Raw genomic sequence first — 20,498 nt, forward strand, 5'->3', positions numbered from 1 at the left:
CGGCGACGGTCCGCGGACGGGCGGTAGGCGACCCCCGGCGGCGTGGAGTATTTATTTCGTGCCCCCCTACCCTGGGGCGTGAACGCCCGGACGAGTGCGCTCGACGCGCTGGTGTTCGGCGTCGACGTCCAGAGCGGTGACGTCCGCGGGGACGCCCCCTCCTACGCGGTGGTCGCCTACGACGGCGAGAACGTCGACCGGGACGTGGTGTCCTTCCGCAAACTCCGGCGGCTCGTCGAGCGCGAGGAGCCGGCCCTCCTCGCGACGGACAACGTCTACGAACTGGCGACCGACCACGACGACCTGGTTCGATTCCTCCGGTGGCTCCCCGACGGGACGCGGCTGGTGCAGGTGACGGGCGCCGAGCGGCCGGAACCCCTCTCGCGGGTCGCCTCCCGACACGGCGTCCCCTACGGCAAGAAGCCGATGAAGGAGGCGGAGGCCGCCGCCCGCCTGGCGGCCGCCAACGTCGGCCACGAGGTGACGGCATTCACCGACACGACGACGGTGAAGGTGTCCCGGGGTCGGTCCACGGGGAAGGGCGGGTGGAGCCAGGACCGCTACACCCGACGTATCCACGGTAACGTGAAAAAGCGCGCACGCGAAGTCGCGTCGTCGCTGGACGCGGCGAACCTCGACTACGAGCGCGACGTGACCGAGAAGTACGGTGGCTTCGCCAACGCGACCTTCACCGTCGAGGCGGCCCCCGACGACCTCCCCGTGGGGCAGTCGCGTTCGGGCGACACGCGCGTCGAAATCGAGCGAGAACGCCGCGACGGCATCGAGTTCGAACCGCTGGTGAAACGGCGGGACCGCGTCCTCGTCGGCATCGACCCCGGGACCACGACGGCGGCGGCCGTCGTTGGCCTCGACGGCGACGTCCTCGACGTGTTCTCGACGCGGACGGCGGACACGGCGGGGGTCATCGAGTGGCTGGTCGAGCGCGGGCGCCCCGTCGTCGTCGCCGCCGACGTGGAGCCGATGCCCGAGACGGTCGAGAAGTTCCGTCGGAGCTTCGACGCCGCGGGCTGGGAGCCGGAGTCGGACCTGCCGGTCGACGAGAAGCTCCACCGAACCCGCGAGCACACCTACGACAACGACCACGAACGCGACGCGATGGCGGCCGCCCTGTTCGCGTTCGACGCCTACGAGGACCAGTTCGAGCGCATCACTCGGAAGGTGCCGCCGCAGTTCGACCGCGGCGAGGTGATCGACCGGGTCGTCGGCGGGGAGGCGTCCGTCGAGGCGGTGTTGCGTGACCTCTCCGACGACGACGACCCCGAGGCGGAGGAGTCGAGCCACGAGCCTCGGGAACTCTCGGCCGAGGAGCGCCGCATCAAGCGCCTCGAACGGCAGGTCGACCGGCTGGAGGGGACGGTGGAGGACCTCCGCACCCGCCTCGACGAGAAGGACGAACGCATCGCGGAGTACGAGGAGGAACTGTCCGAGACCCGTCGCGAGGAGCGTCGGGAGGCGAGGGAACGCCGCGAGGTGAACCGCCTGGAACGCGAGACGGAACGCCTCGAACGGGAACGCGACGAGGAACGCGAGCGCGCCGAGGAGCTCGAATCGAAACTGGAGCGGCTGAAGGCACTCTGGAAACTCGACCATTCCGACTTCAGCGACGTCTCGGAGGGTCGGGATCTGGTGTCGGTGAAGGTGATCGAACAGTTCACCCGCGACGCCGTCGACGCCGCCGAGGAGGCCTACGGGTTGGCGGCTGGCGACGTGCTTTACCTTCGGGATGCGAGCGGTGCCGGACGGTCGACGGCCCAGCGCCTGGCGGCCACGGAGCCGCGGATCGTCCTCCGGGACGGCAACCTCTCCGACGCCGCCGACGAGGTGCTGTTCGAGGCCGACGTCCCCGTCGCCCCCGCTGCCGACGTGACGATTCGGGAGGTGGACGAACTCGCCGTCGCTCGGGAGAGCGAGGTGGAGGCGGCTATCGAGGACTGGGAGCGTCGAGCCGAGGAGCGCTCCCGCGAGCGGAAGTCGGAGATGGTCGACCAGATCATCAGCGAACACCGGGCCGAGAGCGGCGACTGACCGGCTCTCGCCCCCACGGCTTTGGTTCTCGAGGGTGACGGAGGGGTATGAGCGAGGACGACACCGACCTCGAAACCGAGGGCGACCCCGAACGGGCCGACATGGGCGACCTCTTCGACGAACTCGAGGAACTCGAGGGGCTGGTGATGTCCGACGCCGCCCGAAAACAGGTCCGGGAGACGATGCGCGTGGCGATGGAGGCGAGCAGCGGGGCGAGCCCGTTCGGACGGGTGATCAGGGGATACGACCGGGGTGACCTCGCGGAGGCGCTCCTGGGGAGCCTGCTGTTCGGCATCCCGATGGCCGTCGAAGGCGGTACGCAGGAGGTGGGGACCTTCCTCGCACCCCGGCCACTCTATCTCCTCGGTACGGCCGTCTTCGCCGTCTCGCTCGTCATCGGGATCCTCTACGTCGCCGACATCCAGGACGTTCGCATCCATCGGCCGATCTTCGGCCTGATCCCGCGCCGTCTCGTGGGCGTGCTCGGCGTCTCATTTCTGACCGCCGTCCTCCTCCTGACGCTGTGGGGGCGCGTCGACTGGGAGGCGCCGCGACTCGCGCTCGCCAACGCCGTCGTGGCGTTCGTGCCGATGAGCATCGGTGCGGCGCTCGGTGACCTCTTGCCCGGATCGTAAGCAGAAGTCATATTTCGGCGCTCCTGTTTTCAGTGTGCATGGACGTCTACGAGCGGATCACCCGGAACGCGACCGAGGTGGTCACGGAGGACGAAGGACGCGAGCTGGCCGAGGACCCCGAGGGCAAGCGCGCGTACGTCGGGTACGAGCCCTCGGGCGTGTTGCACATCGGCCACATGCTCACGGCGACGAAACTGATGGATCTCCAAGACGCCGGTTTCGAGGTGACGATCCTGCTCGCGGACGTCCACGCCTACCTCAACGACAAGGGAACCTTCGAGGAGATTCGGGAGACGGCCGAGCGGATGAAGGCGCAGTTCCTCGCCTACGGGCTGGACGAGGAACGCGCCGAGTTCGTCTACGGCTCCGAGTTCGAGTTCGACCGCGAGTACGTCCTCGACCTGCACGCGCTGGAACTGGAGACGAGCATCTCGCGCGCCCAGCGGGCGATGGCGGAGATCAAAAGCAGCGACACGGTCACCGTCTCGCAGGCCGTCTACCCCCTGATGCAGGCGCTTGACATCGTCTACCTCGACGTCGACCTCGCGGTCGGGGGGATGGAACAGCGCAAGGTCCACATGCTCGCCCGGGACACACTGCCGACGATCGGTGAGAAGTCTCCGACCTGCCTGCACACGCCGCTGATCGCCGACCTCCGGACCGGCGTGGGGAAGATGTCCGCCAGCGAGGGCGTCTCCATCTCGATGGAGGACTCGGCGTCGGACATCGAGGAGAAGGTCAACGACGCCTTCTGCCCGCCGACGCGGGATCCGGACCCGGACGACGAGGGTCGTGAGCGGGAGAACCCCGTCCTCCAGATCTTCGAGTACCACGTCTTCCCGCGGTACGAGACGGTCGTGGTCGAACGGCCGGAGCAGTACGGCGGCGACCTGACCTACGACGACTACGAGTCGCTGGCGGCGGATCTGGAGTCGGGCGAACTCCACCCCGCCGACGCGAAGGGGGCGCTGGCGGTGTACCTCGACGAACTCATCGCACCCGGGCGGCGGAAACTGCAGGACTCGGCGTCCGACGCCTGATCGGCGGCGGCGACGATGCGTCGGCGGTTTTAAAACTCGCGACCGCGAACGTCAGCGTATGAGCGAGAACGAAAACGGCGGGCGCAAGGACCTTCGAATGCCCGACGACGACGAGGTGTTCGCCGTCGTAACGAACATGCTCGGGGCGAACCGAGTGAAGGTACGCTGTGCGGACGGGGTGGAGCGCACCGCCCGCATCCCGGGCCGGATGCAAAAGCGCATCTGGATCCGGGAGGACGACGTGGTCCTCGTCGAACCCTGGGACTGGCAGGACGAGAAAGCGGATATCTCGTGGCGCTACGAGAAGTCCGAAGCGGACCAGTTGCGGCGCGAAGGACACATCGAGTAGCGACGGGACTTTTACTGCGGGCCGACGTACGGTGAGTGAATGAACGACCGCGAGGAGTACGGCCTGCTCGAACCCGAGGAGGGCGAAGGCGAGGACTTCGGCGACGAGTGGGAGGAAATCGACGTCTCCGACACCGAGGCGGACCGCATCGCCAGAAAGCGGGACCGCGAGTTCGCCGAGTTCCGCAAGCGTCTGAAGGACGCCGACCAGTTCAAGGTCGAACAGTCGGTGTTCGACGACGCCACCTTCGCGGCCATCTACAAACTGGTACAGGACGGCTACATCGAGGCGTTCGGTGGTCCCATCTCGACGGGCAAGGAAGCGAACGTCTACGAGGCGCTCGGCGCCGAGGACCGGGACGTGGCGGTGAAGATCTACCGCATCAACGCCTCGAACTTCCAGCAGATGCGGGAGTATCTCGAAGGCGACCCGCGCTTCGAGGGGATCGGCTCCGACAAAAAGAAAGTCGTCCTCGCGTGGACGAAAAAGGAGTTCGCGAACCTGCGCCGGGCGAAGGCGGCCGGGGTACGGGTGCCCGAACCCATCGCCGTCGAGCGGAACGTTCTCGTGATGGAACTGGTGGGGCTGGTCGAGGACCGCGCCCGCCGACTCGCCGAGGTGGACGTGGAAAACCCCGAGACGGCCTTCGAGGTCGTCCGGGAGTACATGCGACGGCTCCACCGTGCCGGACTGGTCCACGGGGACCTCTCGGAGTACAATCTCATCATCCACGACGGGGAACTGGTCGTCATCGACCTCGGGCAGGCGGTGACGGTCCACCACCCCAACGCCGAGGACTTCCTCGAACGGGACTGCCGAAACGTCGCGGCGTTTTTCACCCGGCAGGGGATCGACGTCGACCCCGCCGACCTGCAGGCGTTCGTGACCGAGGCCGAACCGGAGCCGTAACTCCCGAGCGAGAACGCTTAAACGGCTCCGACCGGTATCGATCGATATGCAGCACGTGAAGGTTCCGCAGGACCGACTCGGCGTCCTCATCGGCGAGGGCGGCGAGACCATGCGCGAGATCGAGCGACGCGCCGAGGTCCGTCTCGACATCGACTCCGAGAGCGGTAGCGTCGCCATCGACGCCACCGGCGACCCCGTCACCGCGATGGTCGCCCCCGACATCGTCCGCGCCATCGGGCGGGGCTTCAAGCCCGACGCGGCGCTCTCCCTCCTCGACGACGAGATGCGGATGTTCGATCTGATCGACATCGAGGACGCGACCCGAAACAAGAACGACCTCCAGCGACAGAAGGGCCGCCTCATCGGCGAGAACGGCCGGACTCGGGAACTCATGGAGGAACTCACCGGCGCCGAGGTGGTCATCTACGGGACGACCCTCGGCATCATCGGCCAACCCGAGGAGGTACAAGCCGTCCGTCGGGCCGCCGAGATGTTACTCGACGGCGCGCCCCACGGTGCGGTGTACGGCTTCCTCGAACGCAAGCACAACGAACTCACCCGCGGCGTCGAACTGTAGATACGCCCCGCCTTTCCTCCCGCACTCACCGCTCACCGGTTCTCCGAGCCACGGTAACGCGTAACGATAACCCCCCACCCTCGCGTGATCGGCCCCTTCCGCTAATCCCGTGACTGCGCCACGGTGTCGCACACGACGAATCACAACGCTTTTATAGAATCACAATCAATCAAAGGTTGATTATGTCTCAGCGAATGCAGCAGGGTCAGCCGATGATCATTCTCGGCGAGGACTCCCAGCGAACCCAGGGCAAGGACGCCCAGTCGATGAACATCACGGCCGGCAAGGCCGTCGCGGAGGCCGTACGGACCACACTCGGTCCGAAGGGCATGGACAAGATGCTCGTCGACTCCGGCGGGAGCGTCGTCGTCACGAACGACGGCGTCACGATTCTGAAGGAGATGGACATCGATCACCCCGCGGCGAACATGATCGTCGAAGTCTCCGAGACGCAGGAGGACGAGGTCGGCGACGGCACCACGACGGCCGTCGTCATCGCGGGCGAACTCCTCGACGAGGCCGAGGATCTCATCGACCAGGACATCCACCCGACGACGCTGGCCCAGGGGTACCGCCGGGCCGCGGAGAAGGCAAAGGAGGTCCTCGAAGAGAACGCCATCGACGTCTCGCCCGACGACCGCGAGACGCTCGTCAAAATCGCCTCCACGGCGATGACGGGCAAGGGCGCCGAGAGCGCCAAAGACCAGCTCGCGGACCTGCTCGTCGACGCCGTGCTCGCCGTGCGCGACGACGACGGCGTCGACACCGACAACGTCTCCATCGAGAAGGTCGTCGGCGGCGCCATCGGCAACTCCGAGCTCATCGAGGGCGTCATCGTCGACAAGGAACGCGTCAGCGACAGCATGCCCTACGCCGTCGAGGACGCCGACATCGCGCTGATCGACGGCGCGCTCGAGGTCAAGGAGACCGAAATCGACGCCGAGGTCAACGTCACCGACCCCGACCAGCTCCAGCAGTTCCTCGACCAGGAGGAGAAACAGCTCCGCGAGATGGTCGACCACCTGAAGGACGTCGGCGCAGACGCCGTCTTCGTGGGTAGCGGTATCGACGACATGGCCCAGCACTACCTGGCCCAGGAGGGTATCCTCGCCGTCCGCCGCGCGAAGGACAGCGACCTCTCCCGGCTCGCCCGTTCGACGGGCGGGACGGTCGTCGGCTCCGTCGACGACCTGACCGAGGACGACCTCGGCTTCGCCGGCTCCGTCGCCCAGAAGGACATCGGCGGCGACGAGCGCATCTTCGTCGAGGACGTGGCCGAGGCCAAGTCCGTGACGCTCGTCCTCCGCGGTGGCACCGAACACGTCGTCGACGAAGTCGAGCGCGCGGTTGAGGACTCGCTCGGCGTCGTCCGCACGACGCTCGAGGACGGCAAGGTCCTGCCCGGCGGCGGCGCGCCCGAGGCGGAACTCGCCCTCGCGCTGCGCGACTACGCCGACTCCGTCGGGGGGCGCGAACAGCTCGCCGTCGAGGCCTTCGCCGAGGCGCTCGACGTCATTCCGCGCACCCTCGCCGAGAACGCCGGTCTCGACCCCATCGACTCGCTGGTCGACCTGCGCGCCCAGCACGACGGTGGCGACCTCTCGGCCGGTCTGGACGCCTACACGGGCGACATCATCGACATGGAGGAAGAGGGCGTCGTCGAACCCCTCCGCGTGAAGACCCAGGCCATCGAGTCCGCCACCGAGGCGGCCGTCATGATCCTCCGCATCGACGACGTCATCGCTGCCGGCGACCTCAAGGGCGGCGGCAGCGACGACGGCGGCGACGAAGGCGGCCCTGGCGGCGCCGGCGGCATGGGCGGCGGCATGGGCGGCATGGGCGGCATGGGTGGCATGGGCGGCGCGATGTAAGTTCGGCCACCAGCCCGCTCACCCCACGCCTCCGAGTCGAACCGGCTTTCGAGCGACCTCGAATTTTTTTCGACCCCGACCCGCGCAGCGGCCGGTGTGACGACTGCGGTCCGGCGACTAGCCCGACCGAGACGCGTCCTGGGCGACGAGTTGGGGCGTGATCCCGTCGAACGTCACCGTGCGTCGTGGCGGTCCCCGAACGCCCGCGCCCCCTCGGCCGAGAACGGCGCAGTTTTGCACTCAGTCAACCGGAGCCGCCGCTCTCTACGACACGTCGTCTCGCGTCGCCGAACGTCTCGGCTCCAGTCGCCCGAGGCACGCAAAATCGATACCGTCCTCGACCCAGGCTCTTCCCCCGTCGCCGGCCTTCCCGGCCGCTAGAACGGGAGACGATGCAGTCGACCCTGTTGGAGAGTTCGGCACTCGTCGCGGCCCGTGCGTCTGTGGTCACCGCTACCGTCTCGATACCCGTCGCCACCTCGCCGACCGGGTTCACGACGTTCTCTAAGGTCTCCTGTGTCTCGCGGCCGGAGTCGGGGCGCCGGCCGCCTCATTCGCACCCCCTGTGAGCCAGTTCCGGCCGTCGCCGATCACGGACGCGGCGACGGCCGAGAAGCGGTTACGACGAGCCGTCTCAGGCGAACAGGTCGCGGGCGTCGGCGACGGCGTCGATCAACCGGTCGATCTCCTCGCGGGTGTTGTAGATGTAGAAGGAGGCCCGCGCGGAGGCGGCGACGCCGAGTTTGTCGTGGAGCGGTTGGGTGCAGTGGTCGCCGGCACGGATCGCCACGCCGTAGTCGTTGACGATGCTGGAGAGATCGTGGGCGTGGACGCCGTCGACGTTGAACGCGACGAGGCCGCCCCGGTCGTCGCCCGGGGGACCGTAGATTTCCACGTCGTCGAACTCGGTCAGGCGGTCGTAGGCGTACTCGGCCAGCAGTTCCTCGTGGGCCTGTACGGCGTCCATCCCGATGTCCTCGAGGTACTCGATGGCGGCCGCGAAGGCGATGCCCTGCGCGATGGAGGGCGTGCCCGCCTCGAACTTCCAGGGCAGGTCCTCCCACGTCGCGTCGTCGTAGGTCACCCGGCGGATCATGTCACCGCCGTACAGGTACGGTTGCATCTCATCCAGAGTTGACTCCTTTCCGTACAGGGCGCCGATACCGGTCGGACCGCACATCTTGTGACCGGAGAAGGCGAAGAAGTCGGCGTCCATCGCCTTCACGTCGACGGGGCGGGTGGGCGCCGACTGGGCGCCGTCGACGAAGATCAGCGCGTCGTGGTCGTGGGCCATGTCGGCCAGTTCGCCGACTGGGTTGACCGTTCCGAGGGTGTTCGAGACGTGTACGACCGACACCATCGCCGTGGAGTCGTCGATCAACTCGGCGGCGTGATCCATATCGAGGCGGCCGTCGTCGTCGACGCGGATGTACCGCACCTCGGCGCCGGTCCTCTTGCCGATCTGTTGCCACGTCACCAGCGAGGCGTGATGTTCCATCTCCGAGAGGACGACCGAGTCCTCGGGGCCGAGTTCGGCCAGTCCCCACGCGTAGGCGACGAGGTTCTCGGCCTCGGTGGTGTTCTTGGTGAAGACGATCTCCTCGCGGCCAGCCGCGCCGACGAAGTCGGCGACGGTGTCGTGGGCCTCCTCGTAGGCCACGCTCGCCTCCTGGCTCAACTGGTGGATCCCTCGGTGAACGTTGGCGTTGTAGCCGCGGTAGTACTCGCTGATCGTGTCGACCACCCGATCCGGCGTGTGACTCGTCGCGGCGTTGTCCAGATAGCAAAGCGGCGTGTCGTCGTCGGGCCCCTGTCCGGGCGTCTCCACGTCGCCCCCGACCAGGCGGTCGAGGATCGGGAAATCGGCCCGGATGGCCTCCACGTCGATCGGATACGATTCCTGGACTCCCATCGGGCACGCGTACGATCCGGAAGGATAACACCCCTTCGGTGTCTCACCCTCGTCGAAACCGACGCCGGTTACACCGGTTTCCCGACACCTTCTTTATGTCCCCTCTCACCTAGTTGGCCCTATGGAACGTCGACGGATCTTGACAGCGTGCGGGGCGCTCGCAACGGGGCTGCTCGCGGGATGCAGTGGCGGTGACGGCGAGTCGGCGACGGGGACGCCGACGGCGACGGCCGAACCGACGGCGACGGCCACCGATCGTCCTACGGCGACGGGGACGGCGACACCGACGGAGACGGCCGAACCGACGGCGACGGGAACCTCGGTGCCCGACGGGCCGACCCACGGACTCGACGAGTCCTTCACCGTCGGGAGTGGCGAGAACGCCATCGGCTACCGAATCATCGATCTCTATCGAGCGGATCGGCTCGGGAGTAGCGCGAACAACTCGACGGCGGACGGCACCTACGTCGTCGTCATCCTGGAGCTCTCGAATCCACAGAGCGACGCCACTACCTTCCCGCGAAACGAGTTCATCGTGGCCAACGAGGAACAGATCCGATATATCGACGAGAACGCGACGCCGCTTGTTGCCGACGACGACCGGCTCAACGTGCAGCCGCTCGCCAACGCCACCGTCCTCGCGAACAGTTCGAAGACCGGTGCCGTGGTGTTCGACCTCGACCCCGACCAGTCCTACCGGATCCGCCTGCTCCCGATCGGCGATTCCGGTGAGACACACTACGTGAACATCGGGACCGTCTCCGAACTGCCGGCCCTCGAACGCTCGATGGTCGGCTAGAGCCAGAGCAGCTGTGCGTGGCGGGCACCGTCCAAGTCGAGGACACGGTCCTCGTCGACGAGGCCGGCGTCGATGGCGACCGACACGCAACGCTCGCCGACGAGGTTGGCGACCGACGCCCGCGTCAGCGCGTCGACCACGTCCTCGGCGTCGCCCTCGTCGCCGCCGTAAAACTCCTCGGTCACCGTCAGCGACACCGAGCCGTCGCCGTAGGTTTCGCCGAGACACTCCTCGTCACAGACCGCGACGAGGAGGCCTTCGGGCGTGTCGCGCTCACGGATCAACATCGCTACCGATCCTCGACCAGTTCGCGTTCGGCCTCCTCGCGGAGTTCCGCCGCCTGCTCCTGGACGCGTTCTGCCTCCTCGTCCTCTCCGAGTTCCTCCAGCGCCATCGCCTTCTCCTCCAGCACCGAGGCGTTGCGCATCCCCAGACGGATGGCGTTGTCGAAGCAGTCGACGGCGTTCTCGTGCAGGCCGCGTTCCGAGAGGAAGAACCCGCGGTTGTACCACGCCTGCGCGAACCGGGGATCGACCTCCACGGCGCGTTCGGCGTGTTCGAGTGCCTGTTCGGTTCGTCCCCACTCCCAGAGGGTGTAAGCGAGGTTCGTGTGCGCCGAGGCGGCGTGTTCCGAGTCCTCGTCGATGGACAGTGCCTCCTCGTAGGCGCCGACAGCCTCGTCGTACTCCTCCAGTTGGGCGTGGGCTGCACCCTTGTTCACCCACGCCTCCTGGGCGATCAGCTCGTCGTCCGCGAAGCTCGCGGCTCGCTCGAACGTCTCGGTCGCCTCTTCGAACCGGTTGATGCCCATGTACGACAGACCCACGTCGACCAACTGTTCCGCGTCCACCTGGTCGCTGCCGACGTTTCGCTCGTCGAGTAGGTCGGTCAGCACCCGCGAGTCGACCGGATCGACCGCCGACGGATCGACCGACAGCTCCGGCGGGTCGAGCGAGAACTCCTCGTACTCCTCGTCGAACCCCTGCCCCTCCGAGAAGCGATGGGGTCGCTCGTCTTCCATGCCTCTCGCTTGGGTGTCGGATCGGTTAAGGCCTGCGTCACGGGCCAGAACTTAGGTCCCGGCCGCCCGAGAGTCGATATGCGCCTGTTCGTCAGCGTCGACGTCGACCCCCTCGCCGACGCCATCGCGGACGCCCAGCACCGACTCCCCGACGCCGGGGGACTCCGGTTCGTCGACCCCACCGACGCCCACGTCACCCTCAAGTTCCTCGGCGAGGTGGCCCCGTCCCAGCGGGACGCCCTCGACGTCGCCCTGTCGACGGCCGTCGACGACGCCGGGGTCGGCCCCTTCACCCTGACCCTCGGCGGCTACGGCGTCTTCCCCTCGCTCGACTACATCAGTGTCGTCTGGGCCGGCGTCCGGGAGGGTGGCCCGGCGCTCACCCGCCTCCACGAGGCGGTCGAACGCGAGACGACGACCCTCGGCTTCGACTCCGCCGACCACGAGTTCACGCCTCACGTCACGCTCGCCCGGATGGACGACGCGCGGGGCAAGGCGGCCGTCCAACGGGTCGTGCGTGAAGCGGATCCACCCGTCGGGAGCGTCGACGTCGGCGAGATTCGACTCACCGAGAGTACGCTCACCGACGACGGCCCCGAGTACGAGACGATCGGTCGCTACCCGCTGTAGCGTGGCTGTCGTCGGCCGCGAGTGGCGGCTGCTACGTTCGCCCGACCGTCGGCCATCCCACGACGAAGCACTTCGGCGCGGCACCCGCCATTCTGTATCGCGATATGGTGTTTATCATCTCCCCCTCCGGCACTGTTCAGCGTAGAACGCTCCCGTTGCCGACATCTCGAACGCCCCGGTCCCCGTGTCCACCGCATCGGCCGATCCACCTGCTGCGGTGGGACTGAACGGGGTGCCTCGTCACCGGATGGCGTCGTCGTCCGGTTCCTGGGTGAGCTTCGCTCCCTCGCTGGGGCGGCGGCCGTTCACGGCGGCTCTCCCGCCGTGTGCTCGGGCGAGCAAACTCCCGGTGACGCACGCGAGTGACAAGCGCGCGCAGCGCGGGTCGCACACGATCGTCTCCGAGGCGACTCCAGCGTGTCGGGGCTTTCGAGATGGTTCCAACTGTCCGCTTCTCTGAATGCCACCACCGTTCCCCGACGGCACGTCCGCGTGCCGCCTGCCGGCACGATCTGACGGGTATCGCGGCCGCCGGGAGACGCGAACCCCGATCCGGGACCGATGCGCGAATCGGCTTCTTCGCCGTCGACTGCGTGATTTTCCGGCCACCGATCGGAACGGCTCCGCCCCGTTCGTGGTCCCCCTGTCAGAGTCTCTCCCTCCGAACGTGTCCGTCGGTGGCCGTGTAGACGTCAGTGCTCCCGGCGCTGTCAGTCGAGTACTCACTCGACGCGGGCGCTCCGATAAATCGCATGCTGCGATATCGAATCTCCTCGCGTCGGCCCCGTCGACGGCCGACGGCCGAAAGAACAAGATTTTATGCGGCGACAGGGTAGACAAGGCCACTATGGGCAAGAAATCGAAGGCGAAGAAAAAGCGACTCGCCAAGTTGGAGCGACAGAACAGTCGCGTCCCCGCGTGGGTCATGCTCAAGACGGACCGACAGGTAACCCGTAACCCGAAGCGTCGCAACTGGCGCCGGAACGACACGGACGAATAAATGAGCGCCAACGACTTCGAGGAGCGCGTCGTCACCGTCCCGCTCCGCGACGCACGGGCGGAACCGTCGAACGAACAGGCCGACCGGGCGATGACCCTCGTCCGCGAGCACCTCGCGAAACACTTCAAGGTCGACGAGAGCGAGGTGCGCCTCGATCCGGGCATCAACGAAACCATCTGGCAACAGGGTCGGAACAACCCGCCCAGCAAGCTCCGCGTTCGCGCCGCCCGCTTCGTCGAGGACGGCGAACCGGTCGTCGAAGCAGAGACCGCCGAGTAACGTGTTACGCGCCTCCTTCGCCGGATCGTCGTACGTCGGGGTGTTCGCCCGGGCGACGAACGACTGCCTGCTCGTGCGCGCCGACGCCGACGAGGACACCGTCGCCGACATGGCGGCGGAACTCGACGTGGAGCCAGTGACGACCACGGTCGGCGGCTCCGGAACCGTCGGCGCCCTCGCCGTCGGGAACGAGCACGGACTGCTCGTCTCGAATCGGGCGACCGACCGCGAGATGTCGGCCATCGAGGAGGCCACTGGCCTCACCGTGACGGAACTGCCGGGCCGCATCAACGCCGCTGGCAACGTCGTCCTCGCCAACGACTACGGTGCGTACGTTCACCCGGATCTGAGTCGGGAGGCAGTCCAGACGGTCAAGTCCGCACTCGACGTCCCGGTCGAGCGCGGTGATCTGGCCGACGTACGCACCGTCGGCACCGCCGCCGTCGCGACCAACGAGGGCGTCCTCTGTCACCCCACGTCGCGTGAACCGGAACTGGAGGCGCTCGAGGACTGTCTCGACGTGCGCGCCGACATCGGCACGATCAACTACGGTGCGCCGCTGGTCGGCTCCGGGCTCGTCGCCAACGACACGGGTTACGTCGTCGGGCCGGACACCACGGGACCGGAACTCGGACGCATCGAGGAGACGCTCGGCTACATCGAGCGGCAGTAGGAAGATACTTCCCGCTTCCTCTCGACCCTTCGGTACATGAGTCAGTTCGTCGTCAGCGGACGCTTTCAGGACCGAACCGGCTACCGTCAGTTCGAGAAGGCGGTAGACGCCCCTAACGAGAACGTCGCGCGCGAGCGCACGTTCACCCTGCTCGGGAGCGAGCACGGCCTCAAGCGCATGCAGGTCGACATCGAGGGGGTGACCGCAGCATGATGGGCGGCGGTCAGCAGCAACTCCAGCAGCTCTCCCAGGAACTCGAAGCAATCGACGAGGAAATCGCGGAGCTCGAGGACGAAATCGAGACACTGCGTACCCGACAGAGCGAAATCGACGAGGCCATCGAGGCCATCGAGACGCTCGATAGCGGCTCCACGGTGCAGGTGCCCCTCGGCGGCGGTGCGTACCTCCGCGCCGAAGTCCAGGACATCGACGAAGTGATCGTCGACCTCGGCGGCGGCTACGCGGCGGAACAGGAGCAGGGCGACGCCGTCGACGCGCTCGAACGAAAGCAGGACGTCCTCGACGACCGCGTCGACGACGTGGAAGACGAAATCTCCGAACTCGAATCCGAGAGCGCCGAGATCGAACAGCAGGCCCAGCAGATGCAACAGCAGATGCAGCAACAGCAGATGCAGCAGATGCAGCAACAGCAGCAGGGCGAAGACGAGTAGCGGGTCGATGTTCGACGGACTGAAAGAGAAGCTGGACAGCTTCCGGAGCGACGTCGAGGAGAGTACCGAATCCGAGGCCGAGGCCGGACCCGAATCCGAGACACCGGAGGGCGCGGAACCGGTGCCCGAATCGGAGGCGGCGGCCGAGTCGTCCGAGACGGCCGCCGACGACACACCGGCCGCGACCGACGAGGCCGCCGACGGCGACTCGCCAGGCCGCCTCCAGCGAGCCAAGGCCTTCGCCACCGGCAAAGTCGTCCTCGAAGAAGAGGATCTGGAGGACCCCCTCTGGAACCTGGAGATGGCCCTCCTGGAGAGCGACGTGGAGATGGGCGTCGCGGAGGCCATCCTCGATCAGATCCGCTCGAATCTGGTCGGCGAGACCAAATCCCAGATGGCGAGTACGGGCGACCTCGTCGAGGACGCCCTGCGCGACGCCCTTCTGGAGGTCATCAGCGTCGGCCAGTTCGACTTCGACGAGCGCATCGCCGCCGCCGAGAAGCCGGTCACTATCGTCTTCACCGGCGTCAACGGCGTCGGTAAGACCACGACCATCGCCAAGATGGCCCGGTATCTGGAGGAACGGGGCTACTCCTCGGTGCTCGCGAACGGCGACACCTACCGTGCGGGGGCGAACGAGCAGATCCGCGAACACGCCGAGGCGCTCGGCAAGCGGCTGATCGCCCACGAACAGGGCGGCGACCCCGCGGCCGTCATCTACGACGGCGTGGAGTACGCCGAGGCCAACGACGTCGACGTCGTCCTCGGCGACACCGCCGGTCGCCTCCACACCTCCAGCGACCTGATGGCCCAACTGGAGAAAATCGACCGCGTAGTCGCTCCCGATCTCACGCTGTTCGTCGACGAGGCGGTCGCCGGCCAGGACGCGGTCGAACGCGCCCAGCAGTTCGACGACGCCGCCGAAATCGACGGCGCGGTGTTGACCAAGGCGGACGCCGACTCACAGGGTGGTGCGGCTATCTCCGTCGCTTACGTGACCGGGAAACCCGTTCTCTTCCTCGGCACGGGACAGGGGTACGACGACCTCGACCGGTTCGATCCCGAGTCGCTGGTCGACGACCTCGTCGGGTAGGCGACACGCCTACCCCGCTCGGCCGTCTACACCCACTCATGAGCACCGTCGTCGGCGTCGCATGTGCCGGTGGCGTCGTTCTCGCTGGCGACCGCGTCGTCGCGAGCGAGGGTCGCGTCCGCACGCGGTCACGGCGCCACGTCCGCGACTTCGAGAGCCTCGGTGTCGCCGTCGTCTGTCGGGACGTCGAGGGCTTCGTGGACCGACTCGATACCGAGATTCGCGCCTACCGAACGGCTCGCGGGACGCCCCGGATCGACGCGGCCGCCCGCCTCGTCGGCGACGCGGCGGCCGACTTCGATGCCGTCGTTCTCGTGACCGCTCGGGACGACGAGGGCTGCCCTCGACTGCGGTCGGTCGACCCCGACGGCGGCGTCACCGAGGCGGAAATCGCCGCGCTCGGCAGCGGTGCGGCCGTCGCTCTCGGCGGCCTCGAGGCCGGACACGACCCGGAGGCGACGCTCGACGACGCGGCGACGCTCGCCCGCGATGCCATCACGGCCGCCGCCGAACGCGACACGGGAACCGGCGCCGAGGTCGACACCTACCGCTTGCCGGCGTAGGCGTCACTCCGCCGCCGCCGAGAGGTACCGATCGATGATTTCGCTTTTGTGGTGGTGGTCGTGCAGGTGTTCGCGTAGGTGATTGCGGGTCGTGCACTCGTGGTCACAGATCGGACAGACGAAGGATTCGGTCACGGGAAACGTAGTTCGGACGCGCGCAAAAGGCTCTCGCTGGAACGGCCACCAGAGCTATCCGCGCCGACCGCGTCCCCCGACGCATGGGTTCCGGGGAGCGAGAGCCGTCCACGTCGGTCCGCGACGGGGGCGGGAGTGGGGACGACGCGGGGACCGACACCGGCGGGTCGCGACCGAGTCGGTCTAAGGATCCGCGCGAACTGGCCGCGTTCGTCTTGGTCGCCCTGGCTATCGTCGGTGCGGCTGCCATCGTCGTCGGGCCGGCAGGCGATACCACCACCACGGACACGGGTGCGGGCGGCGCCGCGGGGACGGCGACGCCGGAGTCGGTCGCCACCACCGCCACCGCCACCACCACCACCACCGCCGACTCGGCGCCGGACGTCGCCATGCGGGTTCGATCCATCGAGACCTGCGGGACGCGGTGTCGGACCGTCACCATCGGACTGACGAACCGCGGTGACGACCCCGCTCAGTCGGTCAGGGTCGCGACCGAAATCACGACTGGCGGGAGTCTCGTCTGGGAGGGGCGGTCGGACGTCGGCAGCCTGGCAGCGGGTGAAACCGTCACGCGGACGCGGACGATCCGGATCGGCTACGTCGATGCCGCGCGAATCGAGCGAAACGACGGCCGGATCCGCATCGAGACGACGGTCAGGACGGCGAGCGGGACCCGGACGTTCACCGAGCGACGAACCGTCTCGTGACCGGCCGTGGGCCGTCGCCGTGTTTCGAAATCCTTTTGCCCATTATCCCCGTCGTCGAAACTGCGCCGCCTTAGCTCAGACTGGGAGAGCACTCGACTGAAGATCGAGCTGTCCCCCGTTCAAATCGGGGAGGCGGCATATTCTGAGTCCGCGAGCGTAGCGAGCGGCGAAGAAACGGCGCCGACCCGATTTGAGCACGGAAGCCGCAGCGCGCGAACGGAGTGAGCGCGACCGTCTTCCGGAGGTTCAAATCGGGGAGACGGCATACTCCCACGTTTTTGCTGCGTCGGGTGTCCCCGCTCACTCCGTTCGCTGCGGGAGGACGTCTCGGAACTCGGATTCGGTGTCGGCCTGAACGACGTTCGTCCCGATGGCCCCACGAACTCGCGTTTGCGTGCGGGCTTCAGCGGGAGCCCCAACTCGGCTATCGCCGTCCCGACACTCGTCTCGGCCAGCCACCGTGTCTCCGGATAAGGGACGCCGACGCCGTCGAGAACTCGGTACAGCGAGGGGTCGTCGAGGACGGCGACGACGGGCACGTCGTGAGCGCCGAGAGCGCGAGCGATACCCGGACCCGTGACGTGGGCGTTGTCGACGGAGGCGGGCAGACGGCCCACGGTCGCCGCTGCTACCCGGTCGCGGCGTTCCTCGCGGGTCACGAAGTCGGCGATGCTGTCGGACTCGAGCGGGCGGCGGGGGACGTCGCGACGGTCCCGGTCGGGTCGCCCTCACCAGTTCTCGTACAGGCGCTGCAGGTCGTCCCGGAGGTAGACGATGTCGTCGTAGCGGTCGCCTTTCTCCTTGGCGAGTGCCGTGAGGACGACGTCGTCCAACGCCTCGGGGACGTCGGCTACCGCGCTCGGCGGCGCCGGCCGCTCGTCGAGGACGGCACGCATCACTCGCGTCGACTCCCCCTCGAAGGGTGGGCGGCCGGTGAAGAGTCGGTAGCAGACCGCGCCCAACTGGTAGACGTCGGTTCGGTCGTCGGCCGACCCGTAGTCGGCGTCGAACTGTTCGGGGGCCGCGTAGTGCGGTGACAGCCCCTCGACGCTCTGTGAGTGGTCGAGGAGGTGTTTCGACAGTCCCCAGTCCGCGACTTTGGGGACGTCCCACGCGCCGTCGACGCTCCGGAACAGGACGTTCTCGGGTTTCAGATCGAGGTGGGCGACGCCGCGGCGGTGGGCGTGCCGGACGCCTTTCGTGATGCCGAGGGCGGTCCAGAGCGCCTGTGGCGTCGACAGATCCCCTGCACGGTCGCTCAGATCCCCGGCATCCATGTACTCCATGGCGATCCAGGGGAGGGGATCGGCACCGTAGTCGACGACGCCGACGACGTGGTCGTGGTCGTCGAGTTTGTCCCACGTCTCCGCCTCGGCGAGGAGTCGCTCGACCGCCTCGCTGTGGAGCGTCCCGGAGAGCCGCGGCTTCTTGATCGCCAGCGGTACGTCGCCGGTCGCGGTGGGGAGTGTCGCCCGCGTCACGTCGGCGTTGCCGCCGCCTCCGATAGGTTCCTCGTCGGTGAGGTCGGCGTCGCTGACCGAGACGTCGGGGGCGCGTGGGATCCGGCTCGGTGGGTGTTTCGTCCCGCCGGGCGTCGACGACGCGACCGAGTCCCGCCGGTCGGAACGCGTCGCCGTCCCGTCGTCGGGGGTCGACCGGGCGTCGTCGGATGGCGTGTCGTCCACGGTCGGTTCCTGTGGTGTGGGCGTCGACGTCGGCCCGTCCGGCGCCGACACCGCTCCCCGCGTTCGGAGGGCACCGATACCGAACCCCAAGGCGAGACCCACGACGGCCGCCACGACGCCGTAGAGGGCGACGGTTCCGGGGTCGGGGCCGACTCGCACTGCCTGTAGTGGGAGTGTGAGCGCCGCCACATCGGCCGTCGCCCCGACCCACACCGCGGCCCCCGCGCCGACGGCGCGTGTCCCGTCCGTCTCGGCGTCCGCGTCACGCACCGCCACCGCCCCCGTAGCTGCGACCCAGCAGGTAGCCGACGAGTAGTCCCACCACGCCGGCCAATCCCCAGACGGTGTACGCGAGGGAGTGAGCGACGCCGGCGGTCTCCTGTAACACGATTCCGACCATCGTCTCTCGTCTCCCCATCGTGAGGGTCGCCTCATAAATGTGGGCTCGCCGGACCGTTCGAGGCTCCCGATTCGTAGGCTCCACCGCCGATACGAGGGTGGATCGACCACTCCGCCGGTGATCTCGAGGAGAGGGTAATATAGAGTCGAGACGCGGACGGTCGGAGACGGCCGGTGGATCGAACTGGCCGTCAGCGACGACGGGCCACGGACGGGGTGGGGTGAGCGTCCGGACCCGCCGGGCCAGCGTCAGCGCCCCACCGCCTCCCGGGCCGCCGCCAGCCACTCGGGATCCTCGACGGTCGTCGATCCGACACCGGTGAGCGTGTACTCCCACTCGCCGCTCACCGTCTCGCCCTCGGTGGTTCGTCCGGTGAACGACCACGACTCGTACCGCGAGAGGCCGTTCGCGTCGACGAGGACGACGTACCGGAAGTCGGTGATCTCCACGACGCCGGACGATCCGGCAGTCGACACCGACCCGGCTCGAATCAGTGGGGAACTCGCCTCCGAGAGCTCGAAGCGGGTGACGCTCACACCGTCGAACCGCTCGGTGCCGCGGGCGGTCAGATCCTCGTCGGCGCCGTACGCGCGGGCCTGCGAGAGGGCGATGGCCGTGCCGACCACGTCGGCGGTGCCCGGGTACGATGCGTACGTCGTCGCGTCCGACGGGCCGGAACGCACGTACGTGATGCCGTCCGAGACGAACTGCTCGCTGGTGCCGCCGTCGCTCCGACCGTCCCGCGTCGACGACGTGACCGTGAGCGACCGCTCCGCGCGGAGGTCGACGGCGTACTCGTGGTTCACCTCGGACCGAACCCCACTCGTGTCGACGCCGGCGTACTGCCAGGTGACCCTGAAGCTTCCGGCCTCCCGGAGCGCCGCCTCGGGGTCGGTCAGGTCGGGGGTGGAGTCATCACCGTCGGTTTGGCCGGCCACCGCGCCCTCGCCAGGTTCCGTCGCCGGGGCGTCCGCGGCGCCCGCGGTGTCGACGGCTGCTCCCCCACCGCCGAGACAGCCAGCGGTCACCGTCAGTACCACGACCAGGAGTGTCAACGCACGACGCGACGTCATGGACGGACTACGCCGGGAGAGGAGATAAAGTAGCACGCAGCTGTCACGCCACGCGGCGTCGCCGGCGACTCGGCTGCCTCGGACCCGTCGAAGAGGTTGCCGACGCGTACTGTTTTCCGACCTCAGATCGTGCCTCCTTCGTCACCGGCCAGGTGTTGCACGTCCGCGGCGGCACCTACCCGACGCCGACGCTGGCGCCACCTACCCGATCGATCCGGTCGGCGGCCCCTCGCGGCCGGCGGCGAGACGTCCGGTAGAGACTGAAATCCGCATCTGTGCCTCTGATGGATTTATGTTTCATCCCTCGGTAATCCCGGATGCCGACGCCGCCCTCACTCCCCGTGTGCCGGTGGCGTCGGTCCCCGCAACGCGTCTCCCCGACCCGACCGGCGCTTTGTGCCGGCTCGCCCCCGAGTTCCCCGACCGGGGT

25 protein-coding genes and 1 tRNA gene are annotated in these 20,498 nt (G+C 67.9%); 19 read left to right on the top strand and 7 right to left on the bottom strand.

Translation table 11 applies throughout. The annotated features are described in order from the left end of the window. Nucleotides 1-78: 78 nt before the first annotated feature. From V8686_RS04800 to thsA, 7 genes are all read left to right on the top strand, one after another. Entirely contained in the window at nucleotides 79-2,046 is a 1,968-nt protein-coding gene (locus V8686_RS04800; RefSeq protein WP_379702826.1) for a DUF460 domain-containing protein, read from the top strand. 47 nt (nucleotides 2,047-2,093) lie between these two features. After that, nucleotides 2,094-2,681 carry a DUF2391 family protein gene (locus V8686_RS04805; protein ID WP_379702827.1) on the top strand — a complete coding sequence of 196 codons (588 nt, stop codon included), beginning with the start codon at nucleotides 2,094-2,096 and terminating at the stop codon, nucleotides 2,679-2,681. 38 nt (nucleotides 2,682-2,719) lie between these two features. Next, nucleotides 2,720-3,721 (top strand): tyrosine--tRNA ligase, encoded by a 1,002-nt coding sequence (locus tag V8686_RS04810; protein ID WP_379702828.1) that lies wholly within the window; start codon nucleotides 2,720-2,722, stop codon nucleotides 3,719-3,721. Between the two features lie 58 nt (nucleotides 3,722-3,779). Next, nucleotides 3,780-4,070: a translation initiation factor eIF-1A gene (gene eif1A, locus V8686_RS04815; protein WP_251331239.1), complete on the top strand. Its 291-nt coding sequence runs from the start codon at nucleotides 3,780-3,782 to the stop codon at nucleotides 4,068-4,070. Nucleotides 4,071-4,109: 39 nt separating this feature from the next. After that, a complete protein-coding gene (gene rio1, locus V8686_RS04820; protein WP_379702829.1) occupies nucleotides 4,110-4,979 on the top strand; it encodes a serine/threonine-protein kinase Rio1 in 870 nt (289 codons plus the stop codon). Nucleotides 4,980-5,025: 46 nt separating this feature from the next. Next, the gene (locus V8686_RS04825; protein ID WP_379702830.1) at nucleotides 5,026-5,556 is read left to right on the top strand and encodes a KH domain-containing protein; all 531 of its coding nucleotides are present in this window, start codon (nucleotides 5,026-5,028) and stop codon (nucleotides 5,554-5,556) included. Between the two features lie 212 nt (nucleotides 5,557-5,768). After that, the gene (thsA, locus tag V8686_RS04830; protein WP_379706464.1) at nucleotides 5,769-7,427 is read left to right on the top strand and encodes a thermosome subunit alpha; all 1,659 of its coding nucleotides are present in this window, start codon (nucleotides 5,769-5,771) and stop codon (nucleotides 7,425-7,427) included. Between the two features lie 634 nt (nucleotides 7,428-8,061). Here the strand turns inward: thsA and sufS are convergent. Further along, nucleotides 8,062-9,339 (bottom strand): bifunctional cysteine desulfurase/selenocysteine lyase SufS, encoded by a 1,278-nt coding sequence (gene sufS, locus V8686_RS04835; protein WP_379702831.1) that lies wholly within the window; start codon nucleotides 9,337-9,339, stop codon nucleotides 8,062-8,064. 121 nt (nucleotides 9,340-9,460) lie between these two features. Between sufS and V8686_RS04840 the strand changes: the two genes are divergently transcribed. Next, nucleotides 9,461-10,138: a hypothetical protein gene (locus tag V8686_RS04840; protein ID WP_379702832.1), complete on the top strand. Its 678-nt coding sequence runs from the start codon at nucleotides 9,461-9,463 to the stop codon at nucleotides 10,136-10,138. On the opposite strand, the gene V8686_RS04845 is transcribed toward V8686_RS04840, so the two are convergent. Beyond that, on the bottom strand, nucleotides 10,135-10,425 hold the full coding sequence (locus tag V8686_RS04845; RefSeq protein WP_379702833.1) for a DUF424 domain-containing protein: 291 nt from the start codon (nucleotides 10,423-10,425) through the stop codon (nucleotides 10,135-10,137). The two genes, V8686_RS04840 and V8686_RS04845, sit on opposite strands and share 4 nt — an antisense overlap. 2 nt (nucleotides 10,426-10,427) lie before the next feature. Next, complete coding sequence (locus V8686_RS04850; protein ID WP_379702834.1) at nucleotides 10,428-11,159, bottom strand: tetratricopeptide repeat protein; 732 nt, start codon at nucleotides 11,157-11,159, stop codon at nucleotides 10,428-10,430. Nucleotides 11,160-11,237: 78 nt separating this feature from the next. On the opposite strand from V8686_RS04850, the gene thpR reads away from it, so the two are divergent. The 8 genes from thpR (at nucleotide 11,238) to V8686_RS04890 (ending at nucleotide 16,068) form a co-directional block, all read left to right on the top strand. After that, nucleotides 11,238-11,789, top strand: a complete 552-nt coding sequence (gene thpR, locus V8686_RS04855) for an RNA 2',3'-cyclic phosphodiesterase (protein ID WP_379702835.1) — start codon at nucleotides 11,238-11,240, stop codon at nucleotides 11,787-11,789. Nucleotides 11,790-12,636: 847 nt separating this feature from the next. Beyond that, complete coding sequence (locus V8686_RS04860; protein WP_121921429.1) at nucleotides 12,637-12,789, top strand: 50S ribosomal protein L39e; 153 nt, start codon at nucleotides 12,637-12,639, stop codon at nucleotides 12,787-12,789. Then, nucleotides 12,790-13,068 (top strand): 50S ribosomal protein L31e, encoded by a 279-nt coding sequence (locus V8686_RS04865; RefSeq protein ID WP_379702836.1) that lies wholly within the window; start codon nucleotides 12,790-12,792, stop codon nucleotides 13,066-13,068. A gap of 1 nt (nucleotide 13,069) precedes the next feature. Next, nucleotides 13,070-13,741 carry a translation initiation factor IF-6 gene (locus V8686_RS04870; RefSeq protein ID WP_379702837.1) on the top strand — a complete coding sequence of 224 codons (672 nt, stop codon included), beginning with the start codon at nucleotides 13,070-13,072 and terminating at the stop codon, nucleotides 13,739-13,741. Between the two features lie 36 nt (nucleotides 13,742-13,777). Continuing rightward, on the top strand, nucleotides 13,778-13,954 hold the full coding sequence (gene rpl18a, locus V8686_RS04875) for a 50S ribosomal protein L18Ae (RefSeq protein ID WP_379702838.1): 177 nt from the start codon (nucleotides 13,778-13,780) through the stop codon (nucleotides 13,952-13,954). Next, nucleotides 13,954-14,412, top strand: coding sequence for a prefoldin subunit alpha (gene pfdA, locus V8686_RS04880; protein ID WP_379706467.1), 459 nt, complete (start codon nucleotides 13,954-13,956; stop codon nucleotides 14,410-14,412). Before rpl18a ends, pfdA begins: the two co-directional genes overlap by 1 nt. Before the next feature lie 7 nt (nucleotides 14,413-14,419). Continuing rightward, the gene (gene ftsY / locus V8686_RS04885) at nucleotides 14,420-15,505 is read left to right on the top strand and encodes a signal recognition particle-docking protein FtsY (RefSeq protein WP_379702839.1); all 1,086 of its coding nucleotides are present in this window, start codon (nucleotides 14,420-14,422) and stop codon (nucleotides 15,503-15,505) included. Between the two features lie 38 nt (nucleotides 15,506-15,543). After that, the gene (locus V8686_RS04890) at nucleotides 15,544-16,068 is read left to right on the top strand and encodes an Ntn hydrolase family protein (RefSeq protein ID WP_379702840.1); all 525 of its coding nucleotides are present in this window, start codon (nucleotides 15,544-15,546) and stop codon (nucleotides 16,066-16,068) included. A 3-nt stretch (nucleotides 16,069-16,071) separates the two neighbouring features. Here V8686_RS04890 and V8686_RS04895 read toward each other — a convergent pair whose 3' ends face one another. Continuing rightward, on the bottom strand, nucleotides 16,072-16,203 hold the full coding sequence (locus V8686_RS04895; protein WP_379702841.1) for a hypothetical protein: 132 nt from the start codon (nucleotides 16,201-16,203) through the stop codon (nucleotides 16,072-16,074). Between the two features lie 83 nt (nucleotides 16,204-16,286). Here V8686_RS04895 and V8686_RS04900 point away from each other — a divergent pair, with 83 nt between their 5' ends. Then, on the top strand, nucleotides 16,287-16,910 hold the full coding sequence (locus V8686_RS04900; RefSeq protein ID WP_379702842.1) for a hypothetical protein: 624 nt from the start codon (nucleotides 16,287-16,289) through the stop codon (nucleotides 16,908-16,910). Nucleotides 16,911-16,974: 64 nt separating this feature from the next. After that, nucleotides 16,975-17,048: transfer RNA gene (locus V8686_RS04905), tRNA-Phe, on the top strand. 590 nt (nucleotides 17,049-17,638) lie between these two features. Here V8686_RS04905 and V8686_RS04910 read toward each other — a convergent pair. The 3 genes from V8686_RS04910 to V8686_RS04920 all read right to left on the bottom strand — a co-directional run bounded on the left by V8686_RS04910 (nucleotide 17,639) and on the right by V8686_RS04920 (nucleotide 20,068). Then, the gene (locus V8686_RS04910; RefSeq protein WP_379702843.1) at nucleotides 17,639-18,871 is read right to left on the bottom strand and encodes a serine/threonine-protein kinase; all 1,233 of its coding nucleotides are present in this window, start codon (nucleotides 18,869-18,871) and stop codon (nucleotides 17,639-17,641) included. Then, nucleotides 18,858-19,013, bottom strand: a complete 156-nt coding sequence (locus V8686_RS04915) for a hypothetical protein (RefSeq protein ID WP_379702844.1) — start codon at nucleotides 19,011-19,013, stop codon at nucleotides 18,858-18,860. Before V8686_RS04915 ends, V8686_RS04910 begins: the two co-directional genes overlap by 14 nt. Before the next feature lie 230 nt (nucleotides 19,014-19,243). Beyond that, nucleotides 19,244-20,068 (bottom strand): DUF7537 family lipoprotein, encoded by an 825-nt coding sequence (locus tag V8686_RS04920; protein ID WP_379702845.1) that lies wholly within the window; start codon nucleotides 20,066-20,068, stop codon nucleotides 19,244-19,246. Here V8686_RS04920 and V8686_RS04925 point away from each other — a divergent pair. Next, a complete protein-coding gene (locus tag V8686_RS04925; RefSeq protein ID WP_379702846.1) occupies nucleotides 20,044-20,325 on the top strand; it encodes an SDR family oxidoreductase in 282 nt (93 codons plus the stop codon). The genes V8686_RS04920 and V8686_RS04925 overlap by 25 nt on opposite strands. Nucleotides 20,326-20,498 lie beyond the last annotated feature (173 nt).

Source organism: Haloplanus litoreus, assembly GCF_045690335.1.
In the GTDB taxonomy this organism is placed as follows: domain Archaea; phylum Halobacteriota; class Halobacteria; order Halobacteriales; family Haloferacaceae; genus Haloplanus; species Haloplanus litoreus.

What these genes read in the sequence shown, in the direction of transcription:
- ftsY (WP_379702839.1), top strand. Translation starts at nt 14,420, where the DNA reads ATGTTCGACGGACTGAAAGAGAAGCTGGACAGCTTCCGGAGCGACGTC.
- V8686_RS04865 (WP_379702836.1), top strand. Translation starts at nt 12,790, where the DNA reads ATGAGCGCCAACGACTTCGAGGAGCGCGTCGTCACCGTCCCGCTCCGC.
- thsA (WP_379706464.1), top strand. Translation starts at nt 5,769, where the DNA reads ATGATCATTCTCGGCGAGGACTCCCAGCGAACCCAGGGCAAGGACGCC.
- V8686_RS04915 (WP_379702844.1), bottom strand. Translation starts at nt 19,013, where the DNA reads ATGGGGAGACGAGAGACGATGGTCGGAATCGTGTTACAGGAGACCGCC.
- V8686_RS04890 (WP_379702840.1), top strand. Translation starts at nt 15,544, where the DNA reads ATGAGCACCGTCGTCGGCGTCGCATGTGCCGGTGGCGTCGTTCTCGCT.
- thpR (WP_379702835.1), top strand. Translation starts at nt 11,238, where the DNA reads ATGCGCCTGTTCGTCAGCGTCGACGTCGACCCCCTCGCCGACGCCATC.
- V8686_RS04810 (WP_379702828.1), top strand. Translation starts at nt 2,720, where the DNA reads ATGGACGTCTACGAGCGGATCACCCGGAACGCGACCGAGGTGGTCACG.
- V8686_RS04900 (WP_379702842.1), top strand. Translation starts at nt 16,287, where the DNA reads ATGGGTTCCGGGGAGCGAGAGCCGTCCACGTCGGTCCGCGACGGGGGC.
- V8686_RS04805 (WP_379702827.1), top strand. Translation starts at nt 2,094, where the DNA reads ATGAGCGAGGACGACACCGACCTCGAAACCGAGGGCGACCCCGAACGG.
- pfdA (WP_379706467.1), top strand. Translation starts at nt 13,954, where the DNA reads ATGGGCGGCGGTCAGCAGCAACTCCAGCAGCTCTCCCAGGAACTCGAA.
- V8686_RS04845 (WP_379702833.1), bottom strand. Translation starts at nt 10,425, where the DNA reads ATGTTGATCCGTGAGCGCGACACGCCCGAAGGCCTCCTCGTCGCGGTC.
- V8686_RS04840 (WP_379702832.1), top strand. Translation starts at nt 9,461, where the DNA reads ATGGAACGTCGACGGATCTTGACAGCGTGCGGGGCGCTCGCAACGGGG.
- V8686_RS04920 (WP_379702845.1), bottom strand. Translation starts at nt 20,068, where the DNA reads ATGACGTCGCGTCGTGCGTTGACACTCCTGGTCGTGGTACTGACGGTG.
- rio1 (WP_379702829.1), top strand. Translation starts at nt 4,110, where the DNA reads ATGAACGACCGCGAGGAGTACGGCCTGCTCGAACCCGAGGAGGGCGAA.
- V8686_RS04850 (WP_379702834.1), bottom strand. Translation starts at nt 11,159, where the DNA reads ATGGAAGACGAGCGACCCCATCGCTTCTCGGAGGGGCAGGGGTTCGAC.
- rpl18a (WP_379702838.1), top strand. Translation starts at nt 13,778, where the DNA reads ATGAGTCAGTTCGTCGTCAGCGGACGCTTTCAGGACCGAACCGGCTAC.
- V8686_RS04860 (WP_121921429.1), top strand. Translation starts at nt 12,637, where the DNA reads ATGGGCAAGAAATCGAAGGCGAAGAAAAAGCGACTCGCCAAGTTGGAG.
- V8686_RS04825 (WP_379702830.1), top strand. Translation starts at nt 5,026, where the DNA reads ATGCAGCACGTGAAGGTTCCGCAGGACCGACTCGGCGTCCTCATCGGC.
- sufS (WP_379702831.1), bottom strand. Translation starts at nt 9,339, where the DNA reads ATGGGAGTCCAGGAATCGTATCCGATCGACGTGGAGGCCATCCGGGCC.
- eif1A (WP_251331239.1), top strand. Translation starts at nt 3,780, where the DNA reads ATGAGCGAGAACGAAAACGGCGGGCGCAAGGACCTTCGAATGCCCGAC.